Annotated in this window: 17 protein-coding genes and 1 pseudogene; 4 read left to right on the top strand and 14 right to left on the bottom strand. The window is 50.0% G+C overall.

All coding sequences use genetic code 11. The annotated features are described in order from the left end of the window. Positions 1-7: 7 nt before the first annotated feature. From nadE to A6395_RS13940, 7 genes are all read right to left on the bottom strand, one after another. On the bottom strand, positions 8-823 hold the full coding sequence (nadE, locus tag A6395_RS13970; protein ID WP_071399512.1) for an ammonia-dependent NAD(+) synthetase: 816 nt from the start codon (positions 821-823) through the stop codon (positions 8-10). Positions 824-938: 115 nt separating this feature from the next. Continuing rightward, entirely contained in the window at positions 939-1784 is an 846-nt protein-coding gene (locus A6395_RS13965; RefSeq protein ID WP_233589608.1) for a BsuPI-related putative proteinase inhibitor, read from the bottom strand. A 101-nt stretch (positions 1785-1885) separates the two neighbouring features. After that, complete coding sequence (locus A6395_RS13960) at positions 1886-2080, bottom strand: hypothetical protein (protein ID WP_035386520.1); 195 nt, start codon at positions 2078-2080, stop codon at positions 1886-1888. A 240-nt stretch (positions 2081-2320) separates the two neighbouring features. Then, entirely contained in the window at positions 2321-3412 is a 1092-nt protein-coding gene (locus tag A6395_RS13955; protein ID WP_071399511.1) for a virulence factor, read from the bottom strand. A 70-nt stretch (positions 3413-3482) separates the two neighbouring features. Beyond that, the gene (locus A6395_RS13950) at positions 3483-3722 is read right to left on the bottom strand and encodes a hypothetical protein (RefSeq protein WP_070327611.1); all 240 of its coding nucleotides are present in this window, start codon (positions 3720-3722) and stop codon (positions 3483-3485) included. A gap of 67 nt (positions 3723-3789) precedes the next feature. Continuing rightward, a complete protein-coding gene (locus A6395_RS13945; protein WP_071399510.1) occupies positions 3790-5061 on the bottom strand; it encodes an alpha/beta fold hydrolase in 1272 nt (423 codons plus the stop codon). 2 nt (positions 5062-5063) lie between these two features. After that, the gene (locus A6395_RS13940) at positions 5064-5630 is read right to left on the bottom strand and encodes a GNAT family N-acetyltransferase (protein ID WP_070327613.1); all 567 of its coding nucleotides are present in this window, start codon (positions 5628-5630) and stop codon (positions 5064-5066) included. Between the two features lie 151 nt (positions 5631-5781). On the opposite strand from A6395_RS13940, the gene A6395_RS13935 reads away from it, so the two are divergent. Both A6395_RS13935 and A6395_RS13930 read left to right on the top strand, forming a co-directional pair. Then, a complete protein-coding gene (locus A6395_RS13935; protein ID WP_071399509.1) occupies positions 5782-6513 on the top strand; it encodes a hypothetical protein in 732 nt (243 codons plus the stop codon). Between the two features lie 272 nt (positions 6514-6785). Beyond that, entirely contained in the window at positions 6786-7073 is a 288-nt protein-coding gene (locus tag A6395_RS13930) for a hypothetical protein (protein ID WP_070327615.1), read from the top strand. 13 nt (positions 7074-7086) lie between these two features. On the opposite strand, the gene A6395_RS13925 is transcribed toward A6395_RS13930, so the two are convergent. From A6395_RS13925 to A6395_RS13910, 4 genes are read right to left on the bottom strand one after another with little or no spacing between them, the layout of a single operon-like run. Beyond that, positions 7087-7278 carry a hypothetical protein gene (locus A6395_RS13925; RefSeq protein ID WP_071399508.1) on the bottom strand — a complete coding sequence of 64 codons (192 nt, stop codon included), beginning with the start codon at positions 7276-7278 and terminating at the stop codon, positions 7087-7089. Then, complete coding sequence (locus A6395_RS13920) at positions 7275-7799, bottom strand: hypothetical protein (RefSeq protein WP_159429468.1); 525 nt, start codon at positions 7797-7799, stop codon at positions 7275-7277. The genes A6395_RS13925 and A6395_RS13920 overlap by 4 nt, the downstream gene beginning before the upstream one ends. A 5-nt stretch (positions 7800-7804) precedes the next feature. Then, entirely contained in the window at positions 7805-8389 is a 585-nt protein-coding gene (locus tag A6395_RS13915) for a phosphatase PAP2 family protein (RefSeq protein WP_071399506.1), read from the bottom strand. Continuing rightward, entirely contained in the window at positions 8389-8934 is a 546-nt protein-coding gene (locus tag A6395_RS13910) for a phosphatidylglycerophosphatase A family protein (RefSeq protein WP_071399505.1), read from the bottom strand. Before A6395_RS13910 ends, A6395_RS13915 begins: the two co-directional genes overlap by 1 nt. A gap of 174 nt (positions 8935-9108) precedes the next feature. Here A6395_RS13910 and A6395_RS13905 point away from each other — a divergent pair, with 174 nt between their 5' ends. Continuing rightward, a complete protein-coding gene (locus A6395_RS13905) occupies positions 9109-9618 on the top strand; it encodes a YjcG family protein (RefSeq protein ID WP_071399504.1) in 510 nt (169 codons plus the stop codon). Positions 9619-9620: 2 nt separating this feature from the next. Here the strand turns inward: A6395_RS13905 and A6395_RS13900 are convergent, their stop codons facing one another. Both A6395_RS13900 and fabI read right to left on the bottom strand, forming a co-directional pair. After that, complete coding sequence (locus A6395_RS13900) at positions 9621-9809, bottom strand: hypothetical protein (protein ID WP_016510315.1); 189 nt, start codon at positions 9807-9809, stop codon at positions 9621-9623. A gap of 83 nt (positions 9810-9892) precedes the next feature. Beyond that, positions 9893-10666, bottom strand: coding sequence for an enoyl-ACP reductase FabI (fabI, locus tag A6395_RS13895; RefSeq protein WP_071399503.1), 774 nt, complete (start codon positions 10664-10666; stop codon positions 9893-9895). Between the two features lie 149 nt (positions 10667-10815). Between fabI and A6395_RS13890 the strand changes: the two genes are divergently transcribed. Continuing rightward, complete coding sequence (locus tag A6395_RS13890; protein WP_071399502.1) at positions 10816-11982, top strand: FtsW/RodA/SpoVE family cell cycle protein; 1167 nt, start codon at positions 10816-10818, stop codon at positions 11980-11982. 41 nt (positions 11983-12023) lie between these two features. Here the strand turns inward: A6395_RS13890 and A6395_RS13885 are convergent. Further along, positions 12024-12211, bottom strand: a pseudogene (locus A6395_RS13885) (RluA family pseudouridine synthase); the annotation flags it as partial.

The raw sequence follows: 12211 nt of genomic DNA, 5'->3' as shown, positions 1-12211 counted from the left end.
CTTTCGCTCATCGCCACCACTCGTCATAGAGCGACGCCGGCATATGGTGCTTATGGCGCGACCGTTTAAAGATCGTCTCGATCCGCTCGGCGATAGCCGGATCGACGGCTTTTCCTTCTAAGTAATCGTCGAGCTGGTCATACGTCATCCCCAGTGCGACTTCATCGGGAAGACCCGGCTTGTTATCCTCGAGGTCAGCCGTCGGCACTTTATAGATCAGACTCTCGTGCGCTTCGAGCTCATGGAGCAACGCTTTTCCTTGGCGCTTGCTCAGTCCCGTGAGCGGCGTCAAATCGGCTGCCCCGTCCCCGTGCTTCGTATAAAATCCAGTCACATACTCTGCCGCATGGTCAGTCCCGACGACAAGCGCCCCGAACGTCGCCGCGATGTCGTATTGGACTTTCATCCGTTCACGCGCTTTCGTGTTCCCTTTATGGAAATCGCCGAGTTCGAGCGTCGTCGCTTGTTTGAACGCCTCGACCGAAGCATCGACGGCAGGCTTGATGTTGACGGTGAACGTCTTGTCAGGCCGGATGAAATCGAGCGCTCGCTTGGCGTCGTCTTCGTCATGTTGTTCGCCGTATGGGAGGCGCACCGCATAAAACGTATAGTCGCCGCCGGTCTCAGCCCGCAACTCTTCCATCGCGTGTTGGCATAACTTGCCCGCGAGTGTCGAGTCTTGCCCACCTGAAATACCGAGAACGAGTCCTTTCGCCCCCACACGTTTGACGTACGTTTTTAAAAAGTCGATTCGTCGACGGACTTCTTGAACTGGATCGATGTGCGATTTCACATGAGTCGACTCGATGATGTGTTGTTGCATCTTTCATTTCCTCCTTGTTTGTAAGTCGGTTTGCCCTATTGTCTGACAATCTGGTTTTGTCGTCAATACGTTTGGTTATCAAAAAAAGACGGAAACGTGAGTTTCCGTCTAACGGTTATTGAACGCGGAACGATGCGACGTCTCCGCCGATCGGTGTCATCTCTAGGAAGAGCGACTGTCCTGATGTCGGCTCCTCATCTAATAACACACCGAACGTGAAGCCGCCGGCCGTCGGTTGCGACGCGCCTTGTGCAAACACGTTATGCCCGTCCGAGACGCTCCATTCGAACTCCTCGACGTTCGTGTACCCAGCCACTTCAATCAAATTCCCGTTTCTCTTAATCGAGACATCGCTGAACGCACCGTCCGTCTGGACCGGCTGCTCGCTCGACTCATCCTTCGGTTCTTCAGAAGGTTCTTCTGAAGACTCTTCTGAAGACTCTTCTGAAGGCTCTTCTGCCGGTTCTTCCGCAGGCGGTGCCTCTACCGCTTCAACTGATAACGCCTTTTGATCGGTGGCTGCCATCTCTGGTGCGCCTTCGACTTGAGCGAGGCTGACGAAATCAACCGTATACTCTCCGCTCTCGAGTGTGAGCGGGAACACTTCGTCAAACACTTTCGTCTCACCTGGTTCCCACGTCTCTTCGATAATTGATTCAGTGAACATATATTCGCTGCCGTAATCAAAAACGGTCGTTTCTCCGTTCATGACCGTCAACTGAAAACGTTGCGACGAATTGAAGGTCACCTTGACCGGCTCTTCATTCGGGTTCGTCATCGAAACCGTCGCCGATAATTGTTTTGTGTCGGCATTGTAGCTCGCGTCCGTCTCAAGCGTCAATAAAGCAGGAGCTGCCGACGAGTTCCCGTCCACATCGCTCGGAGTTGCTTCTTCTTTACCACACGCCGCTACCACGAGCATCATCGCAGCGACCACGACTAGCAACCAAGTTTTTTTCACGTATTCCACTCTCCTCAACAAAATAAAAAAAACGTCTATAGCACTAGTGTATACGTTCGTGCAGACGTTTGTAATGGATTTCCCTATATTATTTACCTTTTTTAAGAAACTTTTAAGTTTTCCACGTATTGCTGCCAACCGGTCACGAACAACGAGTCAGCGACATCGATGTCAGAACGAACTTGTGCAGAGATTGAGAACGTCTCACTATGAATCGTCTCAAAAATGACGGTGATCATGCCATCGACCACTTCTTTGTAAGCTACGAGTTCAGTTGTTTCTGCAAAAAGAATCATGAGTGTTGCTCCTTTGTCCAAATAAGATACTTTCAGTGTACCAACGTTATTCAAATAAAAACGTCCTATCGTTCGACAGTCCCGCTCCGAGCTCGACTTGTCTGTCGAATAACTGGTACCGATTGTTAGTCGGTTGGTTGAATTATGTAAGGACAAATGAAAAAGAGAGGGTATTCGCCAAGCGAACTCCTCTCACTTCCTATAACTGTAAAATTGAACAAACCTGACTTGTCGAATGGTTTATTTCGAACGGTTCGAAATTTGTTGCCACACCGTTCCGAGTGCCGTTTCTCCGCTCGTAATTCGCTCTTTGGCGAGACGTGCTTGGAGAGAAACCTCGAACTCACGGTCGTCCTCGGCGATTTTCAAAGCCGGTACGGCCTGCTCGTCACCACAGTCGAACAAGAAGCGGGCGGCCCGCCAGCGGACAAGCTTGCTCTTGTCTTTAAGCGCCTCGATCATCGATGGCTGAGATTTTGACAACGCCCAATCAGAGACGGTGTCCCCCGCGGTCCGTCTCACGATCGGTGACGGATCGACAAGTGCCTGCTCGATATAAGTGACGTACTGTTCTCGATTTTCTTCGAACATACCAATCATGACGACCGCTTGACGCCGGATGGCCATAACTTTGTCCTCGAGTGCCCGGCGAAAATAGACCATATTCTCCGGAACAATCTCAAGTTCGTCCAAGAACGCCAGTCGCGCTTTCCAATCATCTGACTGAAGCTGATTCGCGTTCGTCTCGTAGTCGGCCTCACGTCCAAACGCACGAGCGACGATGCGGATGACCCGCTCCTCTGGGTACGCCGCTTCAAGTTCTTCTTGGGCGACAGCACTCACGTCTTCGAGTTCCCCGTAACGCGGGGCTTGTTCGACCCAGCGGCGATCTTGAATGACGTTTTTCACTTGCTGCTGTACCTGCATCGCTGCGTCGACAAAACGTTTAGACAAACCGACCCGTTTCTCCTCGTCGCCTTTGACGAGTTTCAGCTGCATCGGGACGTCTAATACGAACTGAACCGATACGTGGACCGGCTCATAGTCTGCCGTCAACTGGCTCGCTTCTCCTTCAGCGACGTCTTCGCCGAACGCACGACGGATGTCGTTCATGACGTCGTGCCAATCGTGTTTCGGATGCCGTTCGACCGCTAAAAAATCAGAGACGGCGTATACCGATTTGACGCCTCGTAATGCGATGATGTCTCGGATCGTCTCCGGGACGTCCTGACTCGCCTTGTCATATGTGATCCCGCGGCCAGAAAAAGCCGGTTCGACAATGATCTTTAAATTGTTCGGACTTGGTGTTGGTTCAATTGCTACAAGTTTCATCTTCATCACCTCACACCAATCGTGACGAAAACAACAAAAAAACGCAAGCGAGTCGCTTGCGTCGTGAACATCAAAATAGGGCGATGAACTGTTGGAGGGAATAGCGCTCTCCTTCGACGTCGAACGTGTCATCTCCAGCGATCGGTTCTAGGAAGAAGCGTTTCTCCCCGTCCGCTTTCACGTAACCGAAGATGTGGTTCGTCTGATAAAATAATTCCACAATCGTGACCCGGCCGAACGTCATCCCGTCATTGATGACTGCCTGGTCCCCTAACTCGCCGCCGTTGTACAGTTCGATATACGTTTCCATGTGTTGTCGCTCCCTTTGTGTTTGTTTTCACAATTCATTTCTATCAGACAAAGGTCGTGACTTCAAGTTATTTTTTTGCGTTACGCTTCCAAAAATCAATCCAATTGTAATACTCAGATAACACTCTATCAATTTGTTGGATTGATGGTTCATGTTCAAGTCCTTTAGCACCAATCTTCTCTTTGCAATGCGTGATAAAGATTTCGTTTCCTGGTAAAACGTTTGCCCGATTTGTGGCAAATACTTGTCGGAGGTGGACTTGGCACCTTACCGTCCCGAGCATGCCGGGTGAGGCGCCGGCAATCATGACCGGTTTATCACGAAGCGGCGTTCCCGGTTCGAGCGATAGCCAGTCGATCGCATTCTTTAAGACGCCGGGTATGCTGTGATTGTACTCCGGGGTAACGACGAGCAGACCGTCCGCTTCTCTGACCACTTGCTTGAACGCGACAACGACGTCCGGTTCATCCGGGTCAATCAAGTCGTCATTATAGAGCGGCAATTCGATTGATGCGACCTCCACGTCAAACCGATCACGACCGAGTTCGATGATCGAATGAAGTAGCGCCGTATTGAACGATGCTTTACGCAAACTGCCTGATACGGCGATCAGTTTGAACTTATGCACCGAGCGCACTTCCGCGTCGAGCCAAGCGTTAATGAGTTGCGCTTCGGTTTCTGGCGCCTCCATCATCCCCATATGACTGGCTTGCACCGTCTGTTTTGTATGACGCTCCGCCCCCATGAAAGCTCGTTCCGCGTCCATGTTCGGATCTTTCGAGCCGTAAATAAACAATCCGGGCAGGTTCGTCTCGCGCATCGTTCCTGTCTCATCATTCCGGTCCCGAATCGCTTCTTGAGCTGAGATGATTCCTTCTTTCGACATGTTGAAGCCGATCCGTTTAGCACGTTCGATGAGTGTCTGATCAGAATCCGGGGCGAACACGCCTGGGATCATCTCGTCGATGAACGGATGGACACCTTCTTCAATCACTTTCTCAATCGCGGCATTTCGTTTCGCCTTCGCTTGATCCGAATCCGCGCCGGCCGTCGAATGAATCAACCCGAAGCCCGATAATTCATCCGGATAGCGTCGAACAAGGTTCGTCGTGATGTATCCGCCGAACGAATGTCCCAGTACGACCGGACGATCGAGCTCGCGCAAACGAATCTCTCTGATCACCCAATCCGCGAATTGATCGATCGTCTCGGGACCCGATTCGGTGTCATCATGTCCCGGAAGCGTCAATGCGTAAACATCCGCTTCAAGCATCGGGACAAGCTCGTCAAAATAATCCGGTGACCCACATAGGCCATGAAGCAATACAACTTGTCTCATCGTCATCTCCCTCTCTGTGACCATTCGTCTTTTAGTAAACGGTACATCGTCAAGTCCATAAAACGGCCGTGACTGTAAGCATAGTCGTGCAGCAAGCCTTCCTCGGTGAAGCCGAGCTTTCGTACTAACCGATTTGACCCATCGTTCTCTGGTGCGACGAGCGCCGAGATCCGGTGAAACTTGAACTCGTCGAACCCGTACCCGATGACGGCTGTCGCCGCTTCATAGGCGACACCTCTGCGCCAATGACTAGGCGCGACTTCAAATCCGATTTCAGCCCTGAAATATTGGGGCGTCCAGTTATGAAAGCCGATCGTCCCGACGAGCTCATCGGTCACACGGTCACATATCGCCCATCGAATTGCTTTCCCTTGTTGAAATTGATCTTTAAAATAGGCGATGACATTCTTCGCCTCATACACGGCAAGCAACGGATCAGATCCGTAATAGCGCATGACTTCCTCGGTCGAGAGGATCACGTAGAGTGCCCGCGCGTCCCTAGGCTCGAGTTCTCTCAGGATAAAACGATCTGTAGCGAGCTCTGGAAAACTCTTCTTCAACCCCCACATGCTGAACCCGCCTTTCTTCTACCTTTTCTCTAATTATACCTAGTTTTCCTCAAAAACCATCATCTCAATCATCTCGACCGCTCCAATATGGCACACTCGGGACGGATTTGCTAAAATCAAATTGTAGTGACTTCGAACTGAGGGGATTAATATGTCAAAACAGTTGTTCTACATTAAACAAGACCGGGAACTACAACGTTTTACCCTTCATGGGGTGACACTGACGGATGTCGTCGAAGCGTTATCAATCGCCCGACCGATGATCATCTGTCGAACAGACATTAAAGGGATGAGACAATCATCCCGGACGAGGTTTCGCTATATCGAGGCACACGAACTCTCAACGTTCTCGACGAAATACTTGAACAACCAGACGAGTTTCACCGCCATCGACTTTCCCGACTATAATTTACTCGAGTCATTGTCAGACCATGAGATTGCGGAAATCTTGTTTTTGAGCCACATGGAACGAGGGCTGAAAGCGCCGTTCCTCAACTCGATCCAAAATGAGATCGCTTATTTCAACGAGTCGAACGATCGTCACAGTAGCCTCTACATAAAAGACTGGTCGACGATCAATCAGTTCCTGCAAAGCGTGCTTCAAAGTAAACTCGACCGTGACATCCGTAATATCAGCTTCGTCCCGATCCCGCTGCCTGTCATCGATGAAATCTTGGCTTTATCCCCACAAGGGCTGATTATCGATTTCGACCACACGAAACGCAGTCTGTTCAATCGACAAGTCGCCATCTCGTTTTACGTCGCCGGACGATACGAGGACATGTCTGTGCTTGAAGAAGACTTTGACGCCAAAAAGGAATCGATCGCCTTAAAAGGGCAATTGACCTATCGCCGCCGAGCATGGGAAATCGAACGATTTTAAGTTCATACGTGTATGAAAGCCAAAAGAGCCTGTAAAATTCAGGCTCTTTTTTGCTATCGCGTTCGTCTTTATTTCGTTCCAAATCGCTTTGTCTAACGACTTTATCGTTATTTTTAAAAATTGATAACAAATTGTCTTAATTTTTCGTTAAATTAAGTCTTTTCTTTTCACGATAGGACGGTATACTAGGAATAACCTTCTGGAGGGACGGAAGGCAATATAGAGAAAGCGAGGTGAAAATCTATTCATCTGTCGATGGATAGATCTACGAAATGGAACAACTGAAAGTACAGGGAATTTCTTCGTTCACCAAGTTTGCGACGAATGGAAACATGCTGAAATTAAAAGACGCAATTGCCGGCGAGCAGCGGATTTCGCTTCAAGAAGCGACCGATATACAAGTCTCGATGCTCGACGAGGACCATTCGCGCTTCACTATATTTGGTCAGTCGCGCCCACTCGTGGAACTGACCCTTCCTCACCATTCTTGTGAAGTGTTATATGCATGGCTGCTTCACAAATTAAAACGACAAAAAATCAAATTGGCTTCAAACGCTTAATAAAAGCGCGTCCTCATGAGGGCGCGCTTTGTTCATTCCTCCGATAGATGGTGACGCCCCCATGTTTGGCGGCGCCCACGACTTGGAACAACCACTCTTTCTCGATCAACAGTGACCGTACTGTCAAAAAGTCGTCTTTCGGTACGATTAACTCATCGATTGAGCCGTCGAGTAACGCTTTGACCTTTTGTTCCCACTCGTTCATTTTGCTTCATTCCTTTCCTTCTGTGCTTCGTTCGCCCAGGCAAATAAGTACTCACCCGTTTTAATCGCGTCTCCCGGTACGAACAGTTCCATCGGCACGTGTGCATGCGACGGAATCTCTCGATTGATTGCGAGCACGACCGGTTCATCGAGTGCTGCTTCAATGTAGTCGGCAGCAAACGTGATCACTTCATCCGCAGACATTGTTCCCTCGTTCGCAAGAGCCGCTGCATAGGCCGCGTCCACCTCATTATCTTTCAACAGAACACGTCCGTGCTCGAGCAGCGTGAACGGTGGCTTCGCGTCGACGTGAAACACCTCATAGGCGCGATAGCCCGTTTCATCACACGATAGGAGCGGAACGAAGCGGCGTTGTCCCGTCCATTTCTTCAATTGAAACAACGTCCGCATCGACGCAAATGACTTCGCACCAGTCGCATCTTTTTCGACCAAGATCGTCGGCGAACTCGCCGCATCCGCTTGATCCCTTCCCATAAACAACCAACTTTCAACTTCAGACACGAGTATCAACGATTTTTCCTCCCCACGATCCATTCTGATCCGGCAATCACGGTGAACGCGACGAGCCATCCACCCACGACATCACTGAAATAGTGAACGTTCAAGATGACCCGACTGAACGAGACGGCCACGAGCAGCACGACGAGCACCGCGACCCAAACGGGCGAGTACTTTCGCCGGTACAAACTAAAAGCGAGCAAACCGTACAAGGCGAGCGAACCCGAGGCGTGCCCGCTAGGAAAACTATACGTCGTCGCATCGAGAGCGGCATCGACGAGCGGCCGGTCGATCTTGTACATACGTTTCAATAGTTGGGTCAAAACTAACGTCACGATGACGACGAGCGGTAATCGAAACGCTTCAAGTTTGTCCCCGCGCCATAACCAATATAGCATGCCGACAAAGGAGAGGCCGATCAACACCGTCACACTGCCGAGTTCTGTCACATAGACGAACAACGGGCCAGACAACGGCGCGACAATCCGATAGACGAACCCGTCGAGCGAAACCGCCCCACCTAAAATGACAATCACCGAGACGATGGCGAAGCCAAGCGTCCCGGCGATTGTCAGTGTTTTTGCGCGATGCATCAATATAATCCTTTGCGTTCACGCATCTCGTCTTCACCGAAATCGTTCATGTCGCGCAACCGGTGCGCGAGACGGCCCGATGCGTTAGCCGCGATCGCACCGACAAGGTCGTCCATGAACGTATGAACTTGACCATCGTCCATCTTCGTATCGAGCTGCTTGATGATCCCGATCTTCGCTTTATCTAAGTAACCGAACGTCGTGACGGCAATTGATCCGTACGTGTTGACGGCCCCGATCGCGATCGTTTCATCGACGCCGAATAAGCCTTCATCTGAAGCGACGATTGAAAGGAGCGGTTCTGACAACTGCCCTTTTTCGGCTAAAATATCGAGCTCTGAACCGACGAGGATCGCGTGTTGGAGTTCGCGTTTCTCAAGGACGGCCTCAACCGACTCGATGCAGTCTTTTAATGATAAGTGCGGTGAATAAGGCGCCTGCATTTGGTAGACGATCTCTGCAATCGATTCAATCGATACGCCCCGTTCAATCAAGCGGGCCCGTGCAGCCTCTGTTACGTCTCGTGAGTGTGGTACTTGTTTCATAATTATTGCGGGCAATTACCCGCGTCACATCCCTTCATCTCGAGAACAGCATGTCTCGAAGTACTCATTCTCTATTATACTGAAAACTTTAAAAAAAACACTAAGCCCACTTTGACTTCATTCGATAAATCGGTCATCATAAACTAGTAGACCATTCATAAAGGGGGAACTGGAATGAAGATTGGGGTAGTCTTATTTCCATCAAAACAAGTTCAAGACTTCGCCAACTCGTATCGAAAACGGTACGATACGAAGTACGCTTTGATTTCGCCACACGTGACGATCAAAGAACGTACCGAAGTCGACGAAGCCGAGTTACCAAAAGTGCTCGAGTATTTACAACAAATCGCTGAGACGACGAAGCCGATTCAGTTGAAGATCGACGGTGCCCGCTCGTTCGCGCCGACGAACAACGTCCTTTACTTAAAAGTGTTGCCGACGCGCGAACTCGAAGCGCTACAAACTCGCTTACACGAAGGTGCACTCGATCAGCCTCCGAAGTACGAGTTCCTCCCGCACATCACGATCGGACAAGATCTGACCGACGCCGAGCTGTTCGATGTGCTCGAACGGATGCGGATGGAACAAGTCCATTTTGAAGAGACGATCAACCGTATGGCCGTCATGTATGAGCTCGAAAACGAAACATGGAACGTCTATGAGACGTTCCGGTTCCGAGGTTAATATTATACGCTCCGGTCGACGAAACGACCGGGGCTTTTTTCTTGTTCAGCTTCTAACCATTCTTCTTGACGCGGAATAATCCGCTGGACCCGCTGGATGCGAGTGACCGGTTCGATGTTCGCCCGTTCTGTCGGTTGGACCTGGCGATTCCCATATTGGACGACCGTAAAATCAATCTGATAAGGACCCATGATCTTCCCTCCCTCACAAGTCCTTACCCCAAACGGTTACGCTATAATACAAAAAGAGCGCATTTACGCGCTCTTTCCCAAACTTATAAAATATGGTAGCCGCTGTCGACGTGGATGACTTCTCCCGTGATGCCACTCCCCATGCCCGATAACAAGAACAGACCGGTCGAGGCCACTTCTTCAGCCGAGACGTTCCGGCGCAGTGGTGCCTTTTGCTCGAGCTCAGACAAGATGCTGTTAAAGTCGCCGACGCCTTTCGCCGACAACGTCCGAATCGGTCCAGCGGAAATCGCGTTGACTTGCACGCCTTGCGGGCCGTATTCGTTCGCCAAATATTTGACGCTCGAATCGAGCGCGGCCTTAGCGACACCCATCAAGTTGTAGTTCGGTACGACCCGTTCCCCTCCGAGATACGTGAGCGTGATGACCGAAGCGTTCTCTGCGAAGTAAGGTTTTGCCGCCTTGACGACCGCCGTCAAACTGTACGCCGAAATATCGAGTGCTTGTGCGAACTGACCGCGCGTCATCTCCGAGAATTCACCGCGCAACGCTTCTTTATCCGCGAAAGCGATTGAATGCGCAATCCCTTGAATCAGACCGACTTGCTCATGGATCGAACGGAACGTCGTGTCGATCGCTTCATCGTTCGTCACATCACACTCAAGCAACAGTGCTTCTTGGCTCAACTCAGCAGCGAGTGATTCGAGACCTGACTTGAAACGTTCAGACGCATAAGTGAGAACGAGCTTCGCTCCTGCCGCGTCGAGCGTTTTCGCGATCGCCCAAGCAATCGAGCGTTTATTGGCAATCCCCATGACGACGTACGTCTTGTTCGTTAACGTTGGATAAATTGACATTGTGAACTCCCCTTTTTAGTACCTGGTTATAACATCTGTTATCAGATTACAGAATGGTGTCTGTTTTGTCAACCGCCTCGTAACGTATTGCGATTTTTTATAGTTACGGTAAGATAAAATACGTATAGAAAGGGTGAGACGACTTCATCATGAACCGCATTCAATCTTATTTAAAAAGTTTAGACACGACACTTCTGACAATCGTCTTCTTCTTGATGGTCATTAGCCTAGGTGCCATTTACACGGCACAACCGATGTTGCCAACACGATTACAACATATTAACTTCGCCTTCGATCAAGGAATCCGTTACATCATTGGATTCGTCGCCATGTTTGCCATCATGACAATCGAATACGAGCAGTTGCGAAAAATTCATTGGTATCTCTACTCCTTTGGTTTATTGCTTTTAGTTGGCTTAATTCCGCTCCGGGATACCACACTCGTTCCAAATATTAATGGGGCGTATGGATGGTATAATGTGCCTGGTTTCAGTTTTCAACCAGCTGAATTTATGAAGTTGTTTTTACTGATTTCCATGGCCACAATCGTCTACGACCACAATAAACGTTACGGTTCGTCTCAACAGGATGCGTGGCTGTTAATGAAACTAGTATTACTCGCCATCCCGCCTCTTGGGCTGATTGTCACGCAACCAGACTTAGGGACCGGGCTTGTTTTAATCACGATGCTCGGTGCGATCATCATCGTGTCAGGGATCGGTTGGAAGTGGTTGCTCGGCCTGTTCAGCGCCGCCGCCGTGACAATCGGTGGGTTCATGTACTTGTTTTTCTCGCATTTCGAGGTGCTTCAAAGCTTCGTTCCGGGCCACGCCTTGAATCGTTTCCAAGCATGGATTTACCCATATGAATACTCTGACGATTTAGCGTTCCAGTTGATCAAATCGCTTCAAGCCATCGGTTCTGGCCAAATGTTCGGAACTGGCTATGGTCAAGGTTTAGTCTATCTACCAGAGTCGCAGACCGATTTTATTTTTGCCGTCATCGCTGAGCATTATGGTTTTATCGGTGCAGCAATCGTGATCATCGTCTTCTTCTTGTTCTTGTACCGGATGATTCATATCGCGCTCGAAGCGAGCAGTCCATTCGGAAGTTACATCGTGACCGCCGTCATCGCCATGTTCACGTTCCAGATCTTCCAAAATATCGGAATGACAATCGGTGTCCTCCCGATCACCGGTTTGACCTTGCCGTTCATCAGTTACGGGGGTACCGGGATCATCATGAACATGATTGCCATCGGGCTCGTCATGAACGTCGCCTCAAAATCAAAAACGTATATGTTTGACGACGATTAAACATAGCCCCGCACTCATTTGAGCGCGGGGCTATGTTTTGTTCACTCGTGTTCGAGTTGAAAGTCGACGGGGTAAGCCGCTTCGATTACGATACTCTCCCCTGTCAACGGATGATCGAACGCGGCAGACGAGCTGTGAAGCGCGTGACGGGCGAGCACGGGACGTCCGCCATACATCGTATCCCCGAGTAATGGATGACCAATGTGGCGCATGTGGACGCGTATCTGAT

This window comes from Exiguobacterium sp. SH31, assembly GCF_001816105.1.
Classification (GTDB): domain Bacteria; phylum Bacillota; class Bacilli; order Exiguobacteriales; family Exiguobacteriaceae; genus Exiguobacterium; species Exiguobacterium aurantiacum_A.
The sequence above is the reverse complement of the archived record's forward strand: the minus strand, read 5'-3'. Positions and strand labels throughout refer to the sequence as shown.